The 23,696-nt window shown below is 46.5% G+C and carries 22 protein-coding genes; 18 read left to right on the top strand and 4 right to left on the bottom strand.

Going from position 1 to position 23,696, the window contains the following annotated elements; genetic code table 11:
• Nucleotides 1–184: 184 nt before the first annotated feature.
• Both NHN17_RS21245 and NHN17_RS21240 read left to right on the top strand, forming a co-directional pair.
• Complete coding sequence (locus NHN17_RS21245) at nt 185–718, top strand: nitrate- and nitrite sensing domain-containing protein (RefSeq protein ID WP_255044637.1); 534 nt, start codon at nt 185–187, stop codon at nt 716–718.
• Nucleotides 719–757: 39 nt separating this feature from the next.
• Nucleotides 758–2,020 carry a methyl-accepting chemotaxis protein gene (locus NHN17_RS21240; protein ID WP_255044636.1) on the top strand — a complete coding sequence of 421 codons (1,263 nt, stop codon included), beginning with the start codon at nt 758–760 and terminating at the stop codon, nt 2,018–2,020.
• A gap of 231 nt (nt 2,021–2,251) precedes the next feature.
• Here the strand turns inward: NHN17_RS21240 and NHN17_RS21235 are convergent, their stop codons facing one another.
• Nucleotides 2,252–3,241, bottom strand: coding sequence for a glycosyl transferase family protein (locus tag NHN17_RS21235; protein WP_255044639.1), 990 nt, complete (start codon nt 3,239–3,241; stop codon nt 2,252–2,254).
• Nucleotides 3,242–3,388: 147 nt separating this feature from the next.
• On the opposite strand from NHN17_RS21235, the gene NHN17_RS21230 reads away from it, so the two are divergent.
• The 15 genes from NHN17_RS21230 (at nt 3,389) to nagB (ending at nt 18,490) form a co-directional block, all read left to right on the top strand.
• Nucleotides 3,389–4,132, top strand: a complete 744-nt coding sequence (locus NHN17_RS21230) for a dienelactone hydrolase family protein (protein ID WP_255044635.1) — start codon at nt 3,389–3,391, stop codon at nt 4,130–4,132.
• A 300-nt stretch (nt 4,133–4,432) separates the two neighbouring features.
• Nucleotides 4,433–6,610 (top strand): bifunctional 2',3'-cyclic-nucleotide 2'-phosphodiesterase/3'-nucleotidase, encoded by a 2,178-nt coding sequence (locus NHN17_RS21225; protein WP_255044634.1) that lies wholly within the window; start codon nt 4,433–4,435, stop codon nt 6,608–6,610.
• A gap of 135 nt (nt 6,611–6,745) precedes the next feature.
• A complete protein-coding gene (locus NHN17_RS21220; RefSeq protein ID WP_107299531.1) occupies nt 6,746–7,060 on the top strand; it encodes a heavy metal-binding domain-containing protein in 315 nt (104 codons plus the stop codon).
• A 108-nt stretch (nt 7,061–7,168) separates the two neighbouring features.
• Nucleotides 7,169–8,581 carry a DNA-3-methyladenine glycosylase 2 family protein gene (locus NHN17_RS21215; RefSeq protein WP_255044633.1) on the top strand — a complete coding sequence of 471 codons (1,413 nt, stop codon included), beginning with the start codon at nt 7,169–7,171 and terminating at the stop codon, nt 8,579–8,581.
• Nucleotides 8,578–9,039 (top strand): methylated-DNA--[protein]-cysteine S-methyltransferase, encoded by a 462-nt coding sequence (locus NHN17_RS21210; RefSeq protein WP_255044631.1) that lies wholly within the window; start codon nt 8,578–8,580, stop codon nt 9,037–9,039. Before NHN17_RS21215 ends, NHN17_RS21210 begins: the two co-directional genes overlap by 4 nt.
• A gap of 135 nt (nt 9,040–9,174) precedes the next feature.
• Nucleotides 9,175–10,386, top strand: a complete 1,212-nt coding sequence (gene fabV / locus NHN17_RS21205) for an enoyl-ACP reductase FabV (protein ID WP_255044630.1) — start codon at nt 9,175–9,177, stop codon at nt 10,384–10,386.
• A gap of 271 nt (nt 10,387–10,657) precedes the next feature.
• Nucleotides 10,658–11,041 (top strand): PilZ domain-containing protein, encoded by a 384-nt coding sequence (locus NHN17_RS21200; RefSeq protein WP_255044629.1) that lies wholly within the window; start codon nt 10,658–10,660, stop codon nt 11,039–11,041.
• 9 nt (nt 11,042–11,050) lie between these two features.
• Entirely contained in the window at nt 11,051–12,043 is a 993-nt protein-coding gene (locus NHN17_RS21195) for a M23 family metallopeptidase (RefSeq protein WP_255044628.1), read from the top strand.
• A gap of 58 nt (nt 12,044–12,101) precedes the next feature.
• Nucleotides 12,102–13,229 carry an anhydro-N-acetylmuramic acid kinase gene (locus tag NHN17_RS21190; RefSeq protein WP_255044627.1) on the top strand — a complete coding sequence of 376 codons (1,128 nt, stop codon included), beginning with the start codon at nt 12,102–12,104 and terminating at the stop codon, nt 13,227–13,229.
• 184 nt (nt 13,230–13,413) lie between these two features.
• Nucleotides 13,414–13,758, top strand: a complete 345-nt coding sequence (locus tag NHN17_RS21185; RefSeq protein ID WP_255044626.1) for a hypothetical protein — start codon at nt 13,414–13,416, stop codon at nt 13,756–13,758.
• A gap of 224 nt (nt 13,759–13,982) precedes the next feature.
• Complete coding sequence (gene phnD, locus NHN17_RS21180; RefSeq protein WP_255044625.1) at nt 13,983–14,921, top strand: phosphate/phosphite/phosphonate ABC transporter substrate-binding protein; 939 nt, start codon at nt 13,983–13,985, stop codon at nt 14,919–14,921.
• Nucleotides 14,922–14,932: 11 nt separating this feature from the next.
• On the top strand, nt 14,933–15,763 hold the full coding sequence (gene phnC / locus NHN17_RS21175; RefSeq protein ID WP_255044624.1) for a phosphonate ABC transporter ATP-binding protein: 831 nt from the start codon (nt 14,933–14,935) through the stop codon (nt 15,761–15,763).
• On the top strand, nt 15,763–16,563 hold the full coding sequence (phnE, locus tag NHN17_RS21170; RefSeq protein WP_255044638.1) for a phosphonate ABC transporter, permease protein PhnE: 801 nt from the start codon (nt 15,763–15,765) through the stop codon (nt 16,561–16,563). The genes phnC and phnE (NHN17_RS21170) overlap by 1 nt, the downstream gene beginning before the upstream one ends.
• An 8-nt stretch (nt 16,564–16,571) precedes the next feature.
• Entirely contained in the window at nt 16,572–17,387 is an 816-nt protein-coding gene (gene phnE, locus NHN17_RS21165; RefSeq protein ID WP_255044623.1) for a phosphonate ABC transporter, permease protein PhnE, read from the top strand.
• Nucleotides 17,388–17,689: 302 nt separating this feature from the next.
• Nucleotides 17,690–18,490, top strand: a complete 801-nt coding sequence (nagB, locus tag NHN17_RS21160) for a glucosamine-6-phosphate deaminase (protein ID WP_255044622.1) — start codon at nt 17,690–17,692, stop codon at nt 18,488–18,490.
• A gap of 122 nt (nt 18,491–18,612) precedes the next feature.
• Here the strand turns inward: nagB and NHN17_RS21155 are convergent, their stop codons facing one another.
• The 3 genes from NHN17_RS21155 to NHN17_RS21145 form a co-directional block, all read right to left on the bottom strand.
• Entirely contained in the window at nt 18,613–19,149 is a 537-nt protein-coding gene (locus NHN17_RS21155) for an MltR family transcriptional regulator (protein WP_255044621.1), read from the bottom strand.
• Between the two features lie 50 nt (nt 19,150–19,199).
• Nucleotides 19,200–20,348 (bottom strand): mannitol-1-phosphate 5-dehydrogenase, encoded by a 1,149-nt coding sequence (locus NHN17_RS21150; RefSeq protein ID WP_255044620.1) that lies wholly within the window; start codon nt 20,346–20,348, stop codon nt 19,200–19,202.
• A 135-nt stretch (nt 20,349–20,483) separates the two neighbouring features.
• A complete protein-coding gene (locus NHN17_RS21145; protein ID WP_255044619.1) occupies nt 20,484–22,376 on the bottom strand; it encodes a PTS mannitol transporter subunit IICBA in 1,893 nt (630 codons plus the stop codon).
• A gap of 659 nt (nt 22,377–23,035) precedes the next feature.
• Between NHN17_RS21145 and NHN17_RS21140 the strand changes: the two genes are divergently transcribed.
• Nucleotides 23,036–23,422, top strand: a complete 387-nt coding sequence (locus NHN17_RS21140; RefSeq protein WP_255044618.1) for a hypothetical protein — start codon at nt 23,036–23,038, stop codon at nt 23,420–23,422.
• Nucleotides 23,423–23,696 lie beyond the last annotated feature (274 nt).

Raw genomic sequence — 23,696 nt, 5'->3', positions numbered from 1 at the left:
TACGGTGACATTGTTGACAAGGTATGTATGGCTTGGAACCTGTTTTTGACGAGTCCTCAAAGGGTATCAAAAATGTGTTCAAGAGAGTGGATCAACCTGACCAGTTAATTTTCCAGTTTGGTATAAACGCTCTCAAGCCGATATCGCTCAGGAAACCGTCGCCTTATTTCATCTTTATGATGAGGTGGCCCATCAGTTTGCGGTTGAACGTGGATTAACTGCGGGTGTGATCGGTAGTAAAGGGGTGGGCCCTCAGGTGCAAGCCTTAAGAAAACAAAGAACTCTTGCGGACAATGCTTATCAGTCATTACTGGCATTCACCCCCGAGTATTTGGATAGCCAAGCCGTTGAACCGCTGTTGGGAGCGGTTCGTTCGCAATTGGATAAGCGCCAAGTAATCCGACAGCAAGTCGATACGTTGCAGCTGGTTGACTCCCCGTTTGCCTATTACTCAAATATTAATCGGTTGGCACTGGATAACCTTTCGATATTGTTAGCACAAATAAGCAATGCTGAGCTCAAGCAAGAGATGCAGGGCTTGCTGCAGTTGCTGATCACCAAAGAGCAGGCAGGAATGGCACGTGGGGCACTCAATGGAGTATTCGCTAGTCAGCAATCAAGCCTCGACCGTTATGCGCAAATCCAGGGATATATCAACGACGAAGCTTATGCGATCCGTCAAGCTCGCTTACTGCTAGGCGGGAATAATTATCAGTAACTTGAAACCATCATACGTTCAAATACTTGGCAGCAAGTGATGAGCATTCAACAGCAGTTTTTAGCCCAGAAAGCATCACTGTCTGCTATTGAAGGCCCTAGTGCACCGAACTGGTTTGGGTTAGCCACAGAGCGAATTGCCGCAGTCAAAGGCCTACGTGATCAGATGGCTGCTGAATTAACGGCCAACGTGCAAGCTGAAAAGCAAGGTGTTGCTAATCAATTGTGGTTTTTTTCTGGCCTCGTTGCACTCATTATTCTTCCTTTGATTTTGTTCACCATTTTTTCTATCAAACGGTTAGCTCAGCGTGTCACTGCTTTTTCAGACAAACTATCAACGATGGCGGCAACGAAAGATCTAACCATTCGCCTTGCTGATAGTCGCGATGATGAAATTGGGAAGATCGGTAAGAAGCTGGATAGATTGTCGGATAGCGTAAGCGATACGCTTTACAAGGCCCATAGTGTCGCGTGCCAAACCCAGCAAGAGATGGCAGAGATGGTGAAGTTAATTGCACTGGCAAGCACGGACAGTCAGCAAACTCATACCCGTTGCGACAGTATTGCCACCGCAATGACCGAAATGGCACAAACCAGTGAACAGGTTGCCGGTATTACCAATGATGCGCAACACAGTACCGAATTGGCTCGTGCAAGTGCGGACTCGAGCTATGTCCAAAGTGAACAATCACAACAGACGACCTCGCGGCTGCTAGATAGTGTCAATGAGACGTATCAGTGCATAGAGACTCTTGAACAGCAGATGAAAGGGGTGACCGTTATTCTTGATACGATCAACGCTATTTCTGAGCAAACCAACTTATTGGCACTGAATGCAGCGATTGAAGCTGCAAGGGCGGGTGAGCAAGGCCGGGGGTTTGCCGTCGTCGCAGATGAAGTAAGAACCTTGGCCCAGCGGAGTAAAACATCCACTGAAGATATTCGTCAGCTACTCGACGGTATTACCCAGAATGCTAAAGCGTCATACACTAATATGCAGCAAAGTCGTGAGGCCACGATGGAAACTCAGGAAGTGGTCTCTGAAGCTAAATTATTGGTAGAAGGGCTGATTGGTAACGTTAATGAAATTGCCGAGTTCAATATTGGTATAGCGACGGCAGCGAGTCAGCAATCCCAAACAGCTAAAAGCGTGGATGCCGATATTGATGGTTTGCTGGAACTGGCCGGCAATACCATGAAGGCAATAGCGGATATTCACAATGAGATGAATATGATCAAGCAGCGCATGGTGGAGCTGTCATCAGAAGTCGATAAGCTCCACATCCATACTGCGAGCGCGTAGGTGTTGGCCGTAAGGTTTGATGATCATCAGGGGCGGTTTTGCCCCTGATTATTGTAGGTAATACCAATCTGGATAAGTCGTTGATCAAATATTTATGTAGGTTGGTATAAGCTGCTACTTCAGAATGCCCCTATAATACCGCTGCATTTGGCTCGATAAGCGTTTCAAAGAATAGGCATAAGTCCAGCACGCCATGCCGTTGTCCAGCCGAGGTGGCGGTTGTCAGCGAATTTAACTCAACCGCTTTTCCCACCATTCACGAGCCATCGATAGCGCTTGTTCCTGTTCGCTACAAATGCCGATCATCTTCAGCACAATTGCTAAGGTCGAAATCACCGCATATTCACCGTAATGGTTTTCTGCCTCACCAAGCCAGACTTTCTGCAAGAACTCCCCACTGATCTCGCCGTGTTTACCAGAGGCGCCTTCCAAGTAAGTCGGCCACTCTTCAGTAAATAACTGGCCTTGGGTGACACCTGATAAACGGCATGCGGTACGTGGACTGCGCTCACTCTCACCACCTTCGCCTTTGAAGGCGACCATGTTGTTGTCTCCCACTAATTGGGCGGCTTCGGCGTGGAGTTGCTCATAGCCCTGATGGAAAATGCCATGAATCGCATACGGTGCAGCCGTTGGGTTGAGTGCCCGGGCTACGGTGTTGAGCGGGGTTCTAAGCCCCACTAACTTACGCAATGCCAATAAGTCGATGAGTGGCTCGCAATAGCTTGAAAGCGGGATATAGCAAATATTCTCTTCGGCAAGGATCCGTCTCGCTTCATCCGGTGTCGCGGCCTGCTGGATACTCAGTGCAGGACATGCACTTTCAACCTGATATTTGATCGCGTCAATAACCATATGACCGCTTAGCATGACACGGATGCCATTTTGCGCGAGTAGTTTGGCAGCGAGCAAGAGCCAAGGTGGTTGGCGGCGTTTACCGGCAAAGCATGGCCAGTCAACATCGACATCGAGCTCACGCCAGTCTGCTGAGATCCGGCCACGTAGAGATTGAATGTACCCAGCGGCTTCTTCGCTCGTTTCGCAGCGGACCCGTTGCAGCATCAGCAGGGTGGCCAGTTGCAATAACTCGGCTTTGCCGTCGAGGTACATATCCAGCGCTTCACGCGCTTCGTCTTGGGTGAGCGAGCGACCGCCCTTTTCTCCGCGGCCAACGTGTTTAATAAATTCTGAAAAAGCAGTCATGGTGTCTTCCGTGTCAATGTGCTCAAGTATATTAACACTAAGTTAATAAATTTATTCATATAATGAAACAGGGTTGTCGTCCGGATATTTCTACACTTTCGTCAGTGCTTGCCTACACTTATCTCTGGAAACTAAGTAATAGCGCAGTCAATAAGGATGAGTGTGATGAATAAACGTATGACGTTAGGAGTGTTGCTGGCAGTGATGTCTCTAGGGGCAAATGCAACTGAAGGTCGGGCGATAGAGTACAAGGTTAATGATGAGGCCTATGAGGGATACTATATATCGCCATCTGAGGAGGCGCCATTAGTGTTGCTTATTCACGACTGGGATGGTTTGACTGACTATGAAGTCAAGCGAGCTCAGATGCTGGCAGAACAAGGCTATGCGGTGTTTGCTGCTGATTTGTTTGGTGCTGGGATCAGGCCGACCGAAGTGAAAGATAAGCGTCAGCATACCGGAGAGCTCTACAAAGACCGACAGAAAATGCGTGATTTGATGAATGGCGCGCTACAAATGGCGGACTCGCTGGGGGCCAATACCGATAAGTCAGTAGCGCTGGGTTATTGCTTTGGCGGCGCGGCTGTACTTGAGTTGGCTCGTTCTGGCTCCGACATGAAAGGTTTTGCCACCTTCCATGGTGGGTTGAAGACTCCGGAAGGTCAGGATTATTCAAAAGCAAAAGGTAATATTTTAGTCCTTCATGGGGCTGCGGATGCCGCGATCTCGATGTCCGACTTTGCGGTGTTATCAGGTGAATTGGAAAAAGACGGCGTGAGCAATGAAATGATTGTGTACAGCGGTGCACCACATGCTTTCACTGTCTATGGCTCAGATAACTACCGTCAGGATGCCGATTTTAAATCGTGGCAGCGTTTCCTAACTTACCTTGATGATGTTGAGTGGTAGATGACGATTTAATTGTCTGTATTGCAAAAAAAACAACTAATTAAGACCGATAACTCGCTAGGAAAAGATATTTTAAAAGTGGGTTAATGGTCTCTGTTGTTGATTATTTAGCGGAATCAGCTGCAAGTTTTATTAAAATTAAAATAACCTTCATGTAATCCATTAACTCTAGGTATATTCTGGCTGCGCGCTAGCTTAGTGTTGATATTCTGCTTCGGGTTGCTGGCGTATTGTCATAAATTGTTCATTAACTCTGATTAGTTTCCTTCTCGATTTTAATAATTTATAGATGGATATCTAATGAGTAAACAGCCTTTTAAATATCTAGCTCTGGCTACTATTGTTGCTGGGTTAGTAGGATGTAACAGTAGTTCGTCAACAGATGGAAAGACGGATGAAAAAAGCATTCTAATGAATGTGCGATTAATTGAAACAACAGATTTGCACTCGAATGTTCGATCATTCGATTACTTTGCATCAAAAGGCAATCAAGAATATGGTCTGGCCCGTACAGCCGTCATTATTCAAGAAGCTCGAGATGAAGTGGATAATTCACTATTGTTTGATAATGGGGACCTTATTCAAGGCAGCCCGATGGGAGATTATATTGCTGACTTAGGTGTAGATCACTTGAAGCGATATCCACACCCGGTTTATAAAGCAATGAACTATTTGCAATATGATGCTGCCAATGTTGGTAATCATGAATTCAATTATGGCCTAGACTTTCTCGATGCTGCCATTGATCATGCTCAGTTCCCTTATGTAAGTGCCAACGTTTTTGAGTTTGATGAAAATGCCATTCGTTCTGGTAAGGTTCAATTAAATACCGAAGAGTGTAGTTTCGATATTGAAGATCACTATGCCGGAGACTACAATGAATTTTTTGACGAGTACCAGCCATACTTTAACCCATATGTGATTTTGGACCGTGAATTCATTGCTGATGATGGAAACCATTACCCGGTAAAAGTCGGTGTTATTGGTTTTGTTCCGCCACGAATTATGGACTGGGATAAACGCCACCTTGAGTGTAAGGCAATGGTTGCGGATATCGCTAAATCAGCCGAATACTATGTCCCTAAAATGAAGGCTGCGGGGGCTGATATTATTGTTGCAGTTCCGCATTCAGGTTTGACTAACTCGCACAACGTTGAACCATTCATGGAAAATGCGGTGTGGCAACTGGCACAAATTGACGGTATTGATGCCTTAATGTTTGGTCATGACCATAAGAACTTCCCAACAACAAGTGATGCCTATGACGGTATTCCAGGAGTAAATCCTGAGGAAGGAACTATTTTTGGTAAGCCTGCTGTTATGCCTGGTTTCTGGGGGAACCATATTGGTGTTATCGATCTAAACCTTAAGTCAGTCAACGGAGCAACTTGGACCGTTGAAGCGAGTAAGGCTGAAGTACGTGACTTGAAACCGTATACCCAAGATGCAGTGGTGAACTGGCTGGTAGAAGATGATCACCAAGGCACAATAGACTTTATGGCGGAAGAAATTGGTGCGATAGAAGAGCCTATCAATAGCTTCTTCTCGAATATTGTCCCTGATCTGTCGGTGCAAATTGTTAACGAAGCGCAATACCAAAAAGGTTTGGAGTGGCAGGATGAAGGTGTCTTTGGCGAAGAGAACAAAGATCTTCCATTGCTATCGGTATCCGCTCCCTTCAAAGGCGGTCGAGGCGGTCATAAAGATTACACCAACATTACTGATGATGCGCTTACCCGTGCGAGTGTTGCCGATCTTTATGTGTTTGATAACAACACGCCTTCAGTTCTTAAATTGACGTTTAAAGATGTTATTGAGTGGTTGGAGTCGGTTGCTTCCCAGCAATACCAGCAAATCACGGATGACAATCATGCCCTGTTGCATCAAACATTCCGTACTTATAATTATGATGTATTCTTTGGCGGCTTTGATTTGGATGATTTGCAGTACGAGATTGATGTCTCTGTCCCGTCGCGTTATTTAACCAAAGCCAATGGCACACTTGAAACCGATGAAGACGATAACTTCATTGTTCGTGAGCAATACAACCGTATTAAGAACTTTACTTATAAAGGTGAAACGGTTGAGCTAGACGATTATGTTCTGGTTGTAACCAATAACTTCCGCGCAAGTAGTACTTATCCTGGGGTGGGTAACTCAGACCGTATCTATGATGACGAGGCTGACACTAACCGTGACATTGTTGCTGAATACCTTGATATGCGTGCTGAAGAAGCCATTGAACAATGCAATGATAATGCTGACTGTGATGATCCAGTGATAGAGTTTGAAAACATGCACAATTTTAAACTTGTGGGTGCTGAAGGAAAAACCGTGACCTTTATGACATCTGGCTTGGTAGACGCCGCTACATTTGCCGAAGACCATATTGAGTCTGGTTTGCTTAAGGCAACCGATGATACTGGGATTATCGAAGATAAGTCTGGTTACCGTGTGTTTGAAATGAACATGCAATAAAGCAAGTGACTTGAACCTATAATGAAGCCAGCAGAACTCCTGCTGGCTTTTTGCTATCTGAACCTTTGTAATGACCTACAGTCAAAAAAGAAACCGCTGCGAATGAAGCAGTGTCCGAATATAAGGATGACCAATATGCTCTATGTCACGACCCCTGAGGTTTACGGCCGCGAAATTAAGGAAGTTCTAGGTACTGTCACTGGCAACGTGGTGCAGTCCAAGCATGTTGGCCGCGATATCATGGCGGGTTTCAAGACTATCTTCGGCGGTGAAATCCGCGGCTATACTGAGATGCTGACCGAAGCCCGGCAGGAGGCGACTCAGCGCGCGATAGCCGAAGCGGAAGCATTAGGTGCCGATGCAATAGTGAATGTCCGTTTTACCACGAGTGCAATTATGCAGGGCGCATCAGAAATCTTGGTTTACGGCACGGCGGTGAAACTGAGATAGGTTATCTATCCAGTTCCGAAAATGGCTAGTATTGTCCAACCGGCGGGGTAGACTAAAAAGAAGAGTTAGCTGCCCAGCAATCAACACCGTACGGAAGGACAAGCTGCCATGATGACCCCCGCCCAATGCCAGCAAGCCCGTTTGGCGCGTGACAGACGCTACGATGGTTTGTTCTTCACTGCGGTGAAAACCACCGGTATATATTGCCGTTCGATATGCCCGGCTCCCTCCCCATTGGAAAAGAATGTTGAGTATTACCCTTCGGCAGTGGCTGCCGCTCAGGCGGGCTACCGCCCTTGCTTGCGTTGCCGTCCGGACAGTGCACCGGGTTCGCCAGCATGGCAAGGGAAAAGCACGACCTTTGTAAGGGCGCAGCGTTTAATTGATGAAGGGGCATTGGTGGATGGTGACTTGGCGCATTTGGCGGAACGACTCGGTGTGACCGATCGCTACCTGAGGAAATTATTCAACGCTGAAATGGGTCTGTCGCCAAAAGCGTATAGCCTTTACCAACAATGCTTGCTGGCTAAAAAGTTACTGCACGAAAGCCAATTGCCCATTACCGATATTGCCTTGGCAAGCGGTTTTAACAGCATCCGCCGCTTTAATGATTGCTTCCACAAACACTTCTCGTTAACGCCGTCGCAAGTACGTAAGCAGCTTACTCAAGCAGAGGTGAGTCGTAATACGGAAAACCAAACTCAGACTGTGACGGTTACCCTGTCGTATCGTCCGCCTTATGACTGGGAGTCGGTGCAAGAATTTTTTGCCTCTCGTTTGATTGAAGGCTTGGAGTGGCTGGACGAAACCAGTTATGGTCGAACGTTCGGCAAAGAATACGGGCAGGGCTGGTTTACCGCTTATCATCAGGCGGATAAAGCGCAATTTCGGGTTGAACTAAACTTGTTCGATTTGCAGTGCTTACCACGAGCGATTGCTAATATTCGTCGTTGTTTGGATTTGGATGCGGATTCAGCGGTGATTGATAGTGCGATTGAAGCGGCAATGGGGCAACCCTTGAGCCAAACGGGCCTCCGTCTGCCGGGGACTTGGAGTCCGTTTGAGGCAGGTATTCGAGCTATCTTGGGCCAGCAGGTATCAGTAAAAGCAGCGCGTAACCTCACTGAGAAGCTGATTTTAATGAATCCGGATAACCTTCCTGAGCGACTGTTCTTCCCTGAACCTGACGCTTTTGTTGACTATGACTTGGGCCAACTGGGTATGCCAGAGCGTCGCCGGGAGACCTTGCGGGTATTTGGCCGTTATGTTGCTGAGCAGGGTATAGAGGAACCGGATGAGTTATTGGCTCTGCCTGGAGTCGGGCCGTGGACAGTGGATTACCTGAAACTGCGCGGCTTGAGTGATCCCAATATATTTCTTGTCGGTGATTTGGGGGTGAAAAAAGCGCTGCAGAAACTGCAAGAACAGCGGCAAGACAAACCCGGTATGCCGCCTTTCCAATCAGAGTTGGCTATGCCTTGGCAAAGTTATTTGACCTTATATTTATGGAAAACATTATGAGTAACCAACTGATCAATACCCCTATCGGTTGGCTGAATGTAGTAGCGAGTGTCAATGCGATTACCGCGATTGAGTTTGATGCTGATCCAGATCTACAACAGCAGCCTTCTGAGACAACAGAACAGTGCTGCCTGCAACTGGCAGAATACTTCAATGGTCAGCGAGAGAAGTTTGACGTTGAACTGGATATGGCAGGTACGGCATTTCAACAAACAGTTTGGCAGGCGTTGAACGGCATCGGGTACGGGGATACATGCTCTTATGGTGATATTGCTAATGATATCGGTAACCCAAAAGCAGTGCGTGCCGTTGGGGCGGCCAATGGCAAAAATCCCGTCCCCATTATTGTGCCGTGCCACCGAGTGATCGGTAGTTCTGGCAAGTTGACGGGCTATGCCGGTGGGCTGGACATCAAGGTTTGGCTGCTTGAGCATGAAAAGCTGCATTTCGTTAAATAGCTATGCTCGACTTAATACGCGGCCTTGAAGTCACTTCAGCACCAACATTTATTGATTTCCTTGCTATTGCTAATCACGAAATTCCGATAGGGTGACACCAGTAATGGTATTTAGTGATTCGTTTTGGAGTAGACAATGATTATTGAGCCAGTGATCAAAGGCGTAGTGGCTCGCTCGGCCCATCCTTATGGCTGCCAGCAAGCGGTGCGTAAGCAAATTGATTATGTGAAACAAGCCAAGCCGATTGAGCGAGGTGCGAAGCGAGTGCTGGTACTGGGGGCCTCTTCAGGGTTTGGCTTGGCATCGCGCATTGCCCATACTTTTGGTGGTGCAGAGGCCGATACCGTTGGTGTGTCGTTTGAGCGTGGCCCTAGTGACCAAGGAGTCGGCAGTGCGGGCTGGTATAACAATATCTTCTTCAAGCAAGAAGCTGAGAAAGCAGGCAGAGTTGCGACAAATATTGTCGGTGATGCGTTCTCACAGCAGGTTCGCCAGCAAGTGATCGAGTCGGTCAAAAGCGATCTTGGCGGTAAGGTTGATCTTGTGGTGTATAGCTTGGCAACCGGGGTTCGGCCGAACCCTGAAACTGGTGATATGTGGCGATCGGTGATCAAAACCACAGGCAAGCCAGTGGTGGGGCCAACATTGAACCTTGAAACCGATAGCCTAGCGGAAATGACCGTTGAAACCGCAACCGATGACGAAGTTGCCGACACGGTAAAGGTGATGGGTGGAGAAGACTGGGCCAGTTGGGTGCAGTGCTTGTCTGACGCGGGGGTTCTGGCTCACGGTTGTCGTACCGTGGCTTATTCTTATATTGGCCCAGAAGTGACTTATCCTATCTATCACCAGGGCACCTTAGGTCGGGCGAAAGAGCACATGCATACCACTGCCGAAGAGATCAATACACAGCTTGTAGCAATTGGTGGGCAAGCCCATGTAGCGGTGTGTAAAGCCTTGGTGACCAAAGCCAGTGTGTTCATACCTGCTTTTACGCCTTATATTCTTGCTTTGTTCAAGGTGATGAAAGAGAAGGGCACCCACGAAGGCTGCATTGAACAGATGCAGCGTTTGTTCAATGCACGGTTCTATTCCCCAAAAGAGACTGAGCAAGGTGTACTAACCGATGAGCAGCGTTTGATCCGGATGGATGATTGGGAGCTGGCATCTGATGTGCAGCAGCAGGTCAGTGAAATCATGGCCGAGATGACCGCTGAGAATTTCACCCAATTGGGTGACTATAAGGGGTATAAACAGGACTTCATGGAGCTCAATGGCTTTGGTTTTGAGGGTGTTGATTACCAACAAGACATCACGCTAGAGAGTCTTAAAGCCTTGCAGTCGTAACGACGGGCACTGCCGTCAATGGGATAAGCATCCTTGCGAATAATATCGTCATTTTATTGTCGCCTGAATATCGGTGATGAGAATGGCGATTTTTATTTTCTCACTAATGAAACATTTCTTGCTTGAAAATACCACCTTAGGTTGGTGCCTTATCAGTATTGAGATCATAAAACCTCAATATAGTTAATTGTGTTTTAGGATAAATCTGGTCTAATCACCGAAGAATCATTACAATCAGTTCAATAAAAAAACAACAAAGAATGCAGTGATTATGGTTGAACGTCGTCACTTTAGTCGTATTTTATATCAGGCTCCAGCTACGCTAATGAATGCCAATGGTGAATGGCAGGCGGAAGTTCTGGACTTGTCCCTGCAGGGGATCTTACTGACCAAGCCGGAGAGCTGGTTAGCGCAAGATACTGACGATAAATATTTTTTATCGTTTTTCCTGCACGACTCTGACATTGAGCTGCGGATGGAAACCCAGCTGGTTCACTATGATGCTGCTTATTTACGTATGCATATCTTCCATATTGATTTAGAAAGTGCCGGGCACCTCCGGCGTTTGGTCGAATTAAATGTTGGCACTGATGAACTATTACATCGTGAGCTGGAACAACTAGCTGATTTGCAAAACCATCTCGACGAGTCGTGAATTGTTATCATGTCAGAAAACATTTGTATTTCGGTGTCCGATCATCGTGGCACCTCTCATTATCTTATTAACCGCTTTAAGAAACGTTATATCGGCCTTGCGGTCGCTGCACTGTTAACTGCAGCGGCAGGCGGTGGATACGGTGTTTATACCCTTTATCAAGATAACCTTCATTCTACGCTGCAGCTAAGCCAACTTAATGTTCAGGCGCAGCAGCTAAGCGCTTCCCTGTCTGAGGAAAGTGCTAGTAACCGTGAGTTGATTGAAGAGCTTAATGAGAAAAAAGCGGAGCTTGATGCCCTTTCCCTGCGTATCGATGACGTAGAAACCATTCTTGGTCTGCAAACAGACGAAGCTGGCGAAGTGGTTACCCTAGAAGAGCGAGTCGACAGCGCTGCGATTAGCTCGGCAGTAAGGGGCACTTTGTTCCGGATGATCCCTAATGGCAATCCGACGCCGGGGATCAGGATGTCATCGCAATTTGGTACTCGGATCCACCCGGTAACGGGGAAACGCAAGCGCCATTTGGGCTTGGATTTTGCTGCAAATACCGGCACTGAGATCTATGCGCCAGCAGATGGTGTGATAGAGGTGATTCGACCAAGCAACAAGGGGTCAGGTAACTTTCTCAAACTCGATCACACCATGGGCTTTACCTCCACGTATTCTCATATGGACAAATTCAATGTGAAGCGTGGTGAGTTTGTCCGTAAAGGTGAATTGATTGGCTGGACGGGCAATACGGGGTTGTCGACGGGGCCCCATTTGCACTATGAGATCCGTTTTTTGGGACGAGCCTTGAATCCTCGACCATTTGTTGAGTGGACACCGGATAACTTCGATAGCTTGTTTGAAAAAGAAAAAACGGTGCAATGGGCTTCCTTGCTCAATATGATCAATAATGTGGTGTCGATGCAGGTACAACTCACCCAGTCGCCTCATATTACGCGGCCTATCCAAACGGCAAGCAATGAAAAAGGCCAGGCAGGAGAGGAAGGCTGAGTCATCGACTTATCTTTGCTGCGTATTGGCATTAACAACGGTTGTGAAAGGAAACGCTATGACTCGTGAGCTCTATATTGGTGTAATGTCAGGTACCAGCCTAGATGGCGTAGATACTGCATTGGTGGCATTTGACAGCGAGTCTCATCAAGCTTTAAAACTTGAACTGCTGGCAACCGATGCTTACCCGATGCCAGATACGTTGAAATCGGCATTGCTTGATGTATGTATGGGCCAGGCGACAAATCTAAAGCAAATTGGCCAGTTGGATCACCAATTGGGGCACCTGTTTGCTGGTGCAGTTAATCAACTACTGGAAAAGGCGGAAATAGAGGCTTCCGTTGTAATGGCTGTGGGTAGCCATGGGCAGACGGTATACCACCAACCGGATGGTGATTACCCATTCACCATGCAGCTGGGTGATGCCAATATCGTAGCAGCTAAAACCGGTATTACCACCGTCGCCGACTTTCGCCGCAAAGATATGGCGCTGGGAGGGCAGGGAGCGCCGTTAGTCCCAGCGTTCCACAAGGGCTTATTTTCCGAACAAGACTCGACCACGGTGGTATTGAATATCGGCGGTATTGCCAATATTTCGGTGCTTAGACCCGAACAGCCTGTCATTGGTTACGATACTGGACCGGGTAATATGTTGATGGATGCTTGGGTGTATCTCCATCATGGCCAGAAATATGACAAAGATGGCGTCTTTGCTGCGTCAGGTAAGGTCTGTCAGCCTTTGCTTGCGAAGTTGATGGCTGACCCCTATCTTGGCCGTTCATACCCGAAAAGCACGGGGCGCGAGCACTACAACTTACCTTGGCTGGAAGAGCAATTAATTGGCTTGGCTGAGACGGTGTCCGAGCAGGACGTGCAGGCAACGTTGTTGCAGTTTACTGCACAAACCATTGCCGAGCAGGTGGCCTGTTTTGCCCACGGTGAGCAGCCACGTTTGTTGGTGTGTGGCGGTGGGGTGAATAATTCCCTCCTTATGTCTCGCCTTGCTGAACTATTACCGGCCTGGTCTGTGGCCAATACCGGTGATGCTGGCATAGATCCTGATTATATGGAAGCGATGGCCTTTGCCTGGTTGGCTCGTCAACGTATTCATGGCCATCCGAGTAATGTACCGGAAGTCACAGGGGCATCACAACCTGCGTCTTTGGGTGTGATTTACCCGGTATGATAGGTTGCCAGCGTTAATGATGGCTATTTATCAATTTCTTATCTCAACAGCCCTCGAATAGGATTGTTTTTCAGCGGATGATAGTTTAAAAAATAGATATACCCACCTGACTTCATATTGCAGCATCATGCGGATCGGTGGGTATGAGTTTTCATCGTGGGATGTAGTCAGTTGTGAGGTATTAATGAAGGGTCAGTGGCGACATGGATTGTTGGTCATGCTAATCGTTGCGGGTAATGCGCATGCGGTTATAGAGCGTGAGTTAGGCGAGATTTTTATCGAAGAATCACAATCGAAGCAGCCGCTGGAGTTTATTGGCCAAGGAAGTCGCCCTGTCGATAATACTGGCCGGGATAATTACAGTATTTACCAAAATAAAAATATTGAAGATCCGACTGAATTTGGTGCTGGATTGAAATTCAATGCGACGAATGATTTCAGTATTTCTGTCGAGGCTGGTGGTGCAATGGTGGGTGATAGTACTGTTGATATCGATAGCGGTGCGGTGAAATTTGAGCTTAGTTATTAGCATTGGGATCATTTGATACTAGTACAAACGGCCATAACGTTAGCCGTAAAATGACTGAACAGCCTGTAATTGTGTGAAATGTTGATATATCTTGTCAACTTATCTTCGTGTAACAAAAAGAAACATCTTGTCTTTTTTCCATCATCGAAGTTAAGATTTTCTGTCATTTCCAATCCCTATATTCAGCATGAATTTAAAACATGCTCATATATCACGGGATTAATATGTTCAAAAAATCACTCGCTGCAGCGGTATCACTGGTACTGACAACTTCTGTATTTGCAATGGACGCTCGTTACGAAGATCGTGCTGGTAATCTAACTGCCGACCTGCCTCAAAACGAAGCCGAGTGGGTAAACCCATCAACGTTAGTCTTTGCTTATACACCTGTTGAAGACCCATCGGTATACGCCAGTGTTTGGAGCGAGTTCCTAGAGCACATGGAAGAAAAAACCGGTAAATCCGTTCGCTTCTTTCCTGTACAAAATAATGCAGCGCAAATTGAAGCTATGCGCTCTGGCCGCCTGCACATTGCCGGATTCAACACCGGTTCTACACCGCTGGCCGTAAACTGCTCTGGCTTCGTACCGTTTACAATTATGGCGGGTGAAGATGGCTCTTTCGGATACGAAATGGAAATCATCACGCATGCTGACTCTGGTATCGAGAGTGTTGACGAGCTGAAAGGCAAGAACCTAGCATTTACTTCTCAAACCTCTAACTCCGGCTTCAAAGCGCCTTCGGCTATTTTGAAAGCAGAGTACGATATGATCCCTGAGCGTGACTTCAATCCGGCTTTTTCTGGCGCCCACGATAATTCAATTATCGGTGTTGCTCATAAGGACTATGACGCTGCAGCGGTAGCGAACTCAGTCCTTCAGCGCATGCTAGATCGTGAAGTGGTTAAAGCATCTGATATCAAAAACATCTACACGTCTCAGACTTTCCCGACAACGGCTTACGGGCTGGCGCACAACCTTCATCCAGAGCTGCAAGAGAAGATCAAAGAGGCGTTCTTCAGCTTTGACTGGGAAGGTACCAAGCTACAAGAAGAGTTTACTCGTAACGGCGAGGCGAAATTTATTCCTATTACATACCAAGAGCACTGGGCGGTGATCCGCACCATTGATGAGGCTAACGATGTCTCTTACTCTTGCCGTTAATAGGAACCATTATGTCAACACTTCGACTTCGTTCGCTAACGATGCAGTACTCACCAAAAGATAAAGCGCTGAGTAATGTATCGCTAGACATTCAAGCTGGTGAAGTTGTTGGACTTATCGGCCCCTCTGGGGCCGGTAAATCAACACTGATCCGCTGTGTAAACCGCTTAACTGAGCCTACGTCTGGAGAGGTCTTGTTCAAAGGGCAGGATTTGACCAAACTGGGAAGTCGTGAACTGCGTCAATCTCGCCGAAAAATTGCGATGATTTTCCAGGAATACGCCTTGATTGAGCGACTTACTGTAATGGAAAATGTACTGTCCGGTCGTTTGGGCTATGTACCTTTCTGGCGCAGTTTCCTACGTAAATACCAAGGTAACGATATCCAATCGGCTTATGCGTTGCTTGATCGTGTTGGTTTGATGGAGCATGCCGATAAACGTGCCGATGCTCTGTCAGGTGGCCAACGCCAGCGTGTGGGGATTGCTCGCGCCCTTGCCCAGCAGCCAGAGTTGCTGCTGATTGATGAGCCGACCGCGGCACTGGATCCGCGTACTGCTCGACAGGTTATGCGTCTAATCAGTGATATCTGTAACGAGCACCAGTTACCAGCCATCATTAATATCCATGATGTGAACCTTGCCAAGCAGTTTGTCGACCGCATTATCGGCCTGAAGGCCGGTGAAGTAGTCTTCGACGGCAAGCCCGAAGAGTTGGGTAATGATGCTTTGACCCGTATCTACGGCGAAGAAGACTGGAACAGTGCCACTGATAGCCAGGAAATGGATTGTCAGGAAGAGGTTATGCCAGTAATGACTGGGCTTATGGCGGAGCCTGCGTAATGGCCCAGACGTATCCTACTCACTGGAAAAAACCATCCTTCATTGCGCAACCGTTTTGGCGCTGGCTGATTTGGATCGTTGCCGGTCTCTATTTTTGTGTCGCAATTGGTTCTGTTGAAATCAATTGGATGCGCGTCTACGAAGGAACCGAGCGGGGCTTGAACTTTATCATGGCCTTTATGCAGCCGGATTTTGTTAGTCGCTGGGACAACATCAGTATTGGTCTAGTGGAAAGCCTGACCATGACACTAACGTCAACCGTTGCCGGAGTGCTGTTATCTATCCCGTTTGGTCTTGGGGCGGCTAAGAATTTGGCTCCACGTCCGGTTTACCTGTTTTGTCGCAGTTTCGTTGCCATTGCTCGGAGTTTCCAAGAGATCATCATTGCGATCTTGTGTGTTGCTTTATTTGGCTTTGGTACCTTTGCCGGTTTCGTGACCCTGACATTTGCCACTATCGGATTTTTGGCTAAGTTGTTTGCCGAAGAAATCGAATCTGTTGATCCCGCTGCACTGACAGCGATGAAAGCAACAGGTGCTAGCTGGTTCCAGCAGGTAAATTACGCGATTCAACCACAGGTCATGCCACGGGTGATTGGGCTTAGCATGTACCGCTTGGATATTAACTTCCGCGAGTCAGCAGTGATCGGTATTGTCGGCGCTGGTGGTATTGGCGCGACGCTGAATACCGCAATGGATCGCTACGAGTATAGCTCGGCGGCGGCTATTTTGTTGATCATCATTGGTCTTGTGATGCTGGCGGAATATTTTTCAGCCATTATCCGTAACCGTATTCAATAGGAGCTGATATGTCTAATACTCACTCTACGTATCAGGCCCAGTGGCAAAAGTATTCTGCAAAAGAGAGCTTGTGGCGTTGGTTTGGTTGGCTGATGTTTGTGTCGGTTTGTATCTATTGCTGGCAGGTGATGAACAAGGACACTATGTGGTTCTTTGTGGTTGATGCGCCTAATCAGGTGGCCGATATTACGGGACGAATGTGGCCGCCACGTTGGTCTTATATGGAGCAGTTATGGCAACCACTGTGGGATACCCTCAATATTGCTACCCTAGGCACATTGTTAGGTGTCGTTATGGCCTTCCCAGTGGCTTTCTTGGCTGCGAGGAATACCACACCATCAAGGGCGTTTGTCCGTCCTGTTGCGCTATATATCATTGCCGCAAGTCGTTCGATTAATTCATTGATTTGGGCTTTGTTGCTGGTGGCAGTATTGGGTCCAGGCTTGCTGGCGGGGATTATTGCGATTGCCCTGCGTTCGATTGGTTTTGTTGCCAAGCTAATGTACGAAGCAATCGAAGAAGTGAATAAAACCCAAGTGGCGGCGATCACTGCAACGGGTGCGTCACCGCTCCAGATCCTCGATTATGCAGTGATGCCACAGGTATTACCAAACTTTATCGGCACTTCTATCTTCCGTTGGGATATTAATATCCGCGAGTCTACCGTACTGGGCTTGGTCGGTGCGGGTGGTATTGGCCTCAAGCTGCAAGAGTCAATGGCAGTGTTGGCCTGGCCGCAGGTGACTGTGATTTTCCTTTCGATTTTGGCAACCGTTGTCGTATCGGAGTGGGTCTCAGCCCGCTGCCGCCATGCATTGATATAGACATATTGCCGATATTCTTCATTTACGAAAGGCTCACTTCGGTGGGCCTCAAGCTGTTTTGCCTACGACTTGTTTCCATGTACTGGAACAAGCTTTTCATCACTCTCTCCTCCCTCCGCTGTATTGCGCGTCACCCTTATAATGCTGAAAAAAATAAGTTGGGAAAGGTATGGGGAAAGGGTATCGTTATAACCCTTTTAACTATAAATAACCCTACTTATGACTGGAAAAGATTAGCCTTACCATGGATCTTATTTTACAATGAAAATTAAGGGCTGGTTAATACTTACAGGATACTTCTAATGAGACTGATTCCACTACAAAATGCAGAGCAAGTTGGCAAATGGGCTGCGCGCCATATTGCTCAAAAGATCAATGCTTTCAAGCCAACCGAAGCGCGTCCATTTGTACTTGGTTTGCCGACTGGCGGTACACCGCTTTCAACGTATAAAGCACTTATCGAGCTTTACAACGCCGGTGAAGTCAGCTTCAAGCACGTAGTAACATTCAACATGGACGAGTATGTTGGGATTAATCCTGACCACCCTGAGTCTTACCGCTCATTTATGTACAATAACTTTTTTAATTACGTTGATATCCAAGAAGAAAACATAAACTTGCTAGATGGCCTTGCCGACGATATTGATGCACATTGCGCGGCTTACGAAGAAAAAATTAAGTCTTACGGAAAAATTAACCTATTCATGGGTGGGGTTGGCATCGACGGTCACATTGCATTCAATGAGCCAGCCTCTTCGCTGTCTTCTCGTACTCGAATTAAAACACTGACCGAAGATACCCGTATTGCGAACTCTCGCTTCTTTGAAGGCGATATCAACCAAGTACCAAAATATGCTTTGACTATCGGTGTCGCTACCCTACTTGATGCTGAAGAAGTGATGATCCTAAGCCTAGGCCATAACAAAGCACTGGCACTACAGATGGCGGTAGAAGGTAGTGTGAACCACATGTGGACGGTGACGGCACTTCAGCTTCATCGTCAGGCTATCATTGTTGCCGATGAGCCTGCACAGCAGGAACTGAAAGTGAAAACGGTAAAGTATTTCACTGAGCTTGAGGCCGAGAACATCAAAGGAATTTAAGGTGTTGTAATACCAACTTACATAAATACTTGATCAACGACTTATCCAGATTGGTATAAGTAAAGGAAAAGCCACGTAAGTGGCTTTTTTTATGGGATAAGTTATATCAGGATGTTCGAGTATTAAGAAGCCAGCGGGTTATCTTTGAACAACTGATTGACGATTTCAGTAATGGCAAGCACGATGGTTGATTGGACCTTTTGGTTGTGTCTGCCCAAAAACATTTTCAGCATCGGTCCTGACAGGCTGGAAATGGTGTCGGCGTCAAAATCAATTGGCATGATTTTAACAATTGCATTCACTCGGTTTAGTTCAAACAAGACATTTTCATCGGTAAAAGAGACATCTTCACCCTGGACTTTGGCCCACTCCCTGAGCGTGACAAATATTTCAATGTCATCGTAAATTTCCTTACTGATCACTCCTAAGCCCAGTAGTAACTTAGCCCGTACCATAATCTCACCTAATGGACCGTCATTGGTGAGTAAAGGCTCGACGATAAACTTAACCGCGTAATCGTCTTTATGAAAAATATTATGCAAAAGTGCATCTACACTGTCATCCAAAGCGTCATAGGCTGCGAGTAGGACCCCTGCAGCACCTTCTGCTTCAGAAATTGCTTCTAGTAATTCAGATTCATTCGTTGGGTGTATTGGCATAAGGTTACTACAAGAAAAAAGTGCCACATCAGTGGCACTTTGTTATGTGATTACTTCAGTGAAAAATAAGCGTCTTCGGCTAGTTTAACAACTTCTGCATCACTCTTCAGCCCTGAATAGTGCGCTAATGTCTCAGCAAACCCTTTTTCTGTGAACATAGCTTGCAGTTCGACAGCCTGAGGGTCGTCTTCATTTTTGTAAAGGAAGGCTGCTGCGATACCTTTTAACAGGTGTTGGTTTGGTAAGCCGTATTCAATTGTACCGTTAAGTGGTTTGATCAGGCGATCTTGAGGACTGAGTTTACGGATTGGTTGACGGCCAACACGGTCGACCTCATCTCGTAGGTATGGGTTGGCGAAACGTCCAAGGATCTTCTGGATGTAAGCTGCATGCGCTTTAGGGTCAAAACCATATCGCTTGATAAGAACTGCACCGCTCTCTTCCATCGCTGCGCTAACTTCAGCCAAGATAGCATCATCTTCAATTGAGTCTTTGATTGTTTCATGACCGGCTAATACGCCAAGGTAGGCAGTAATCAGATGGCCAGTATTAAGGGTAAATAGCTTTCTCTCAACAAAAGCTATCAGGTTATCAGTACATTCCATGCCTGGAATATTGGGGATTTCGCCCTTGAATTGAGTTTGATCGACGATCCATTCACTGAAGGTTTCAACGGTTACTGCGAGCGGGTCAGTCTCGCCTTCTGCTGCTGGTGGTACGATGCGGTCAACGGCTGAATCAACAAAGCCGATATGCTCTTCAGTAAACGCCTTCATCTCATCAGAGAGGTGCTCTAATACCGCTTCTTTAAGCTGGCTCGTACCACGGATCATGTTCTCTGCTGCGATAATGTTCATCGGTGCAGTGTTGTTGGCTGCTGCACGTTTTTCTATACCCAAAGCAATAGATTTAGAGATGATTTTCAGCACGGTTGGACCGACAGCGGTAGTGACAAGGTCAGATTCGGCAATGCAGTCAACAACAGTATCTGTTGCAGAGTTTACCGCAGTGACATTTTTAACCGTTTCAACAACACATTCTTCGCCAACGACTTTAACGGTGTATTCATTTCGTTTTTGTAGTTCAGAAACAACGGTTTCATTTACGTCAGCAAAAGTAACAGCTATACCAGCGTCTGCCAATAACTTACCAATAAAACCACGACCGATATTACCTGCACCAAAATGTAACGCTTTCATAATATTTGACCTTTTAGAAGTTGAATCTATATAGCTAACGACTTAACTGCGAAATAAGCAGTGAGCTATTTAGACTGAAGGTGAGGCCCGTCAGGGGACAGGCCTCCCTCACTCAGTAGCTCGCTTGAACGGCAGTTATGCATTCAGGATGCGCAGAACATCATCTGGGTTGTTAGTGTTCTGAAGACGTTCTACCGCTTCCTCGTCATCTAGGGAGTTGGTGATGGCCATAAGCACCATGTTGTGTTCATCACCTTGGGCTGCGATACCGATAACCATCTTGGCTATGTCATCGTCATCCTCGCCCCACTGGATGCCCTCAGGGTACTGGCAGAACACGATGCCTGTTTTTTGGACAAACTGCTTCGCTTCAATCGTACCGTGTGGCACTGCAATAGATTCACCAAGGTAGGTTGAAACCAGCTCTTCACGGGCAAACATGCCATCAACATATTGAGGTGCGACATTACCCAGTTTGACCAGTTGGTCACCTGCGAACTTGATAGCGTCTTGCTTGTTATCAGATTTCAGGCCAAGGAAAACTGCATCGCTTGTCAGAGTCAGCTTATTATCATTATTCGTTGGTGCTTCAGTTTGCGCTGCTGTCACTGGCGCTTTAGTTGTACTGCCTTGGCTTTCAGTTAGTTCTGAAACTAGGTTGTCGTATATGTCTCCATCTAAGAAGTTATTCAAAGAGATATGCATTGCATTCTCTGCAAAGGTACGTGCTCGGTCTGTTAGGTCTTTATGGGTAATAACCAGTTGCGAGTCTGCTGGAAGGTTGTTAATTGCTAAGTTTGTAACGGAGATGTCAAGGCCCGCCGCATCCACTTTTTTACGTAGTAAGCTTGCACCCATCGCACTAGAACCCATACCAGCGTCACAAGCTACGAAGATTGATTTAACATCCGCAAGGTTGATTGCTGCACCCGTTGTTTGGCCTTTCGAAGAAGACTTCATGCCTTTCATTGCCGCCGAGGCTTTTTCTAGATCATCTTCTTCACCCGTGTCGCGTTGAGTTTTCATCAGCACAGAGGCAACAAAGAAGGACACAGCAGCAGAGCCAATAACTGAGAGGATTACACCCAGGAAAGAAGACTTAGGTGTCATCAGTAATACGGCAAAAATAGAACCTGGTGATGCTGGAGAAATAAGGCCAGAGTCGAAAACAACGTTGATAAACACACCCGTCATACCACCTGCGATAACCGCTAAGATCAGGCGTGGGTTCATCAGTACATATGGGAAGTAAATTTCGTGGATACCACCGAAGAAGTGAATAATCGATGCACCCGCTGCTGATTGTTTTGCGTTACCTTTGCCAAATACCATGTAGGCGAGTAATAGACCAAGACCAGGACCTGGGTTTGCTTCGATTAGGAAGAAGATTGAACGACCAAGCTCTTCAGACTGTTGAATGCCAAGAGGTGAGAAGATACCGTGGTTAATCGCATTGTTGAGGAACAGGATCTTAGCGGGTTCAACAAAGATAGACGTTAACGGTAGAAGGTGTGCTGAAACGAGGAAGTTTACGCCCGCCGCAAGGCCTGTTGATAGAACTTTAACCGCAGGACCAATCACAAAGAATGCAATGATCGCACAGATCATACCGATGATCCCTGCAGAGAAGTTGTTTACCAACATCTCAAAGCCGCTTTTAACTTTACCGTGTACGGCTTCGTCAAAGCGCTTGATTGCAATACCACCCAGAGGTCCAACGATCATCGCGCCCATGAACATCGGGATATCGGTACCGACGATGACACCCATAGTGGTGATCGCACCAACAACGGCTCCGCGGTCACCACCGGTCATTTTACCACCGGTATAACCAATCAAAAGTGGCAGCAAGTAAGTAATCATTGGACCAACGAGGGAGGCGATCGTTTCATTTGGTAGCCAACCGGTTGGGATGAACAAAGCAGTAATGAAACCCCAGGCAATAAATGCTCCGATGTTTGGCATTACCATGTTTGAGAGGAATCGACCAAAGCTTTGGACTTTGATCTTTGCATCTGGTGAAAGCATAAAAGTTGACCTCAAGTAATGTATTGGATGACCAAGCTGGCCTAAAAAGTATGTTTAATCGTTGAGGAAAATGTATCACAAGATTTCAAAAAAGCATGATTGCCGCTCATTTAGTGATCTATATCACGCAATAAAATGCTCACGCCTCAGGTTGATGTGATTCTTGTCACGAGTTGAGGCTGTTTTAAATTTTCATTTAGCCATTATTGATAATGATTATCAATAATGAGTGATAATGGTCACATTTTATCCTTGATGGCACCATGAATAATTGGTGATGATTGTCACATAATTGAACTGTTACTGACTTGTGCTGTGAATTTATGTATGAATTACGCACGAAAATTGTGTGTATTATGCTCAAATTAGAGTCGTAGTTGTTGTTTTGTAATTTTATTACATTGTTTTGTAGGTGTGGAACAGCCATAAATTTGAGATACAAGTAGTAGTTTTTTTTGAGTCATTGATTGTGTGAATGGTTGGTAAAAGAACGAGCATCTGAATTGCTAGCAGTGACCTGCTTTTGTTTTGATTAGTCCCTGTTCATTGGAGTATAAAAGCTGACCTGAACTGTAAAATGTCAGTAAATTCTTTTATTTCTTAACATTTTATCGTTTCCGTCGCTTTAAGATCCTGCCTTTTATCGCAGTGGAAACAACATGAAAAAGATAATGTCCGTCATTTTAGCTATGGGTATGTGTGTATCAATGACCGCGAAGGCTGATACTGGTATTGGCCTCTCAGTGGGCGACCCATTCTGGGGCGTCGACATGAAGCACAACGGTTTTAGAATCAATGTCAGCCTTGATGATCAGTTCGGTGTTGGTGTGAATAAAACCTACGGCGTACAAGGTACGCCACTTTACTTGTTCCTGGGTGGGCAATACGTAGATAGAAATAAACACTATGTGGCGATCACTCCGGGGATCGGTGCAGAGTTCCGCGTACGTCCAATGGGCTTCTATGTTGATTTGACGCCTGCAGTGTACTTAGATGAACTTGATATTGAGCTGGAAGCAAGGGCTGGTTTCCGAGTGTATTTCTAAATGGTCAGCATCACTCTTTTTGCCGTACCTATTTGATTTTAATGTCTGACACAGCAATCCTCGTCAAACGGCGAGGATAAGTCTTTGATGGTGGCTTCAAGGCCATCATAACAATCCTCTATGGCTGCATTACTGTTTTTTGTTCGCCTCAGTCATCAAGTATTTATCCTGATTGGTATAACAGCTGAAATTACTAGCTTATACCAATCTAAGTAAAAATATGATCTAATTGAGGTTACTCTTTCAGACAGTCACATCGCTATGGATAGCCTCA

The organism is Photobacterium pectinilyticum (genome assembly GCF_024357955.1).
GTDB lineage: Bacteria > Pseudomonadota > Gammaproteobacteria > Enterobacterales > Vibrionaceae > Photobacterium > Photobacterium pectinilyticum.
This window is presented reverse-complemented; position numbering and strand designations above follow the sequence as displayed.

Bases quoted from the DNA above. Each gene is read 5' to 3' on its own strand.
- NHN17_RS21240 (WP_255044636.1), top strand. From the start codon at position 758: ATGAGCATTCAACAGCAGTTTTTAGCCCAGAAAGCATCACTGTCTGCT.
- NHN17_RS21230 (WP_255044635.1), top strand. From the start codon at position 3,389: ATGAATAAACGTATGACGTTAGGAGTGTTGCTGGCAGTGATGTCTCTA.
- NHN17_RS21225 (WP_255044634.1), top strand. From the start codon at position 4,433: ATGAGTAAACAGCCTTTTAAATATCTAGCTCTGGCTACTATTGTTGCT.
- NHN17_RS21220 (WP_107299531.1), top strand. From the start codon at position 6,746: ATGCTCTATGTCACGACCCCTGAGGTTTACGGCCGCGAAATTAAGGAA.
- NHN17_RS21215 (WP_255044633.1), top strand. From the start codon at position 7,169: ATGATGACCCCCGCCCAATGCCAGCAAGCCCGTTTGGCGCGTGACAGA.
- NHN17_RS21210 (WP_255044631.1), top strand. From the start codon at position 8,578: ATGAGTAACCAACTGATCAATACCCCTATCGGTTGGCTGAATGTAGTA.
- fabV (WP_255044630.1), top strand. From the start codon at position 9,175: ATGATTATTGAGCCAGTGATCAAAGGCGTAGTGGCTCGCTCGGCCCAT.
- NHN17_RS21200 (WP_255044629.1), top strand. From the start codon at position 10,658: ATGGTTGAACGTCGTCACTTTAGTCGTATTTTATATCAGGCTCCAGCT.
- NHN17_RS21195 (WP_255044628.1), top strand. From the start codon at position 11,051: ATGTCAGAAAACATTTGTATTTCGGTGTCCGATCATCGTGGCACCTCT.
- NHN17_RS21190 (WP_255044627.1), top strand. From the start codon at position 12,102: ATGACTCGTGAGCTCTATATTGGTGTAATGTCAGGTACCAGCCTAGAT.
- NHN17_RS21185 (WP_255044626.1), top strand. From the start codon at position 13,414: ATGAAGGGTCAGTGGCGACATGGATTGTTGGTCATGCTAATCGTTGCG.
- phnD (WP_255044625.1), top strand. From the start codon at position 13,983: ATGTTCAAAAAATCACTCGCTGCAGCGGTATCACTGGTACTGACAACT.
- phnC (WP_255044624.1), top strand. From the start codon at position 14,933: ATGTCAACACTTCGACTTCGTTCGCTAACGATGCAGTACTCACCAAAA.
- phnE (WP_255044638.1), top strand. From the start codon at position 15,763: ATGGCCCAGACGTATCCTACTCACTGGAAAAAACCATCCTTCATTGCG.
- phnE (WP_255044623.1), top strand. From the start codon at position 16,572: ATGTCTAATACTCACTCTACGTATCAGGCCCAGTGGCAAAAGTATTCT.
- nagB (WP_255044622.1), top strand. From the start codon at position 17,690: ATGAGACTGATTCCACTACAAAATGCAGAGCAAGTTGGCAAATGGGCT.
- NHN17_RS21155 (WP_255044621.1), bottom strand. From the start codon at position 19,149: ATGCCAATACACCCAACGAATGAATCTGAATTACTAGAAGCAATTTCT.
- NHN17_RS21150 (WP_255044620.1), bottom strand. From the start codon at position 20,348: ATGAAAGCGTTACATTTTGGTGCAGGTAATATCGGTCGTGGTTTTATT.
- NHN17_RS21145 (WP_255044619.1), bottom strand. From the start codon at position 22,376: ATGCTTTCACCAGATGCAAAGATCAAAGTCCAAAGCTTTGGTCGATTC.
- NHN17_RS21140 (WP_255044618.1), top strand. From the start codon at position 23,036: ATGAAAAAGATAATGTCCGTCATTTTAGCTATGGGTATGTGTGTATCA.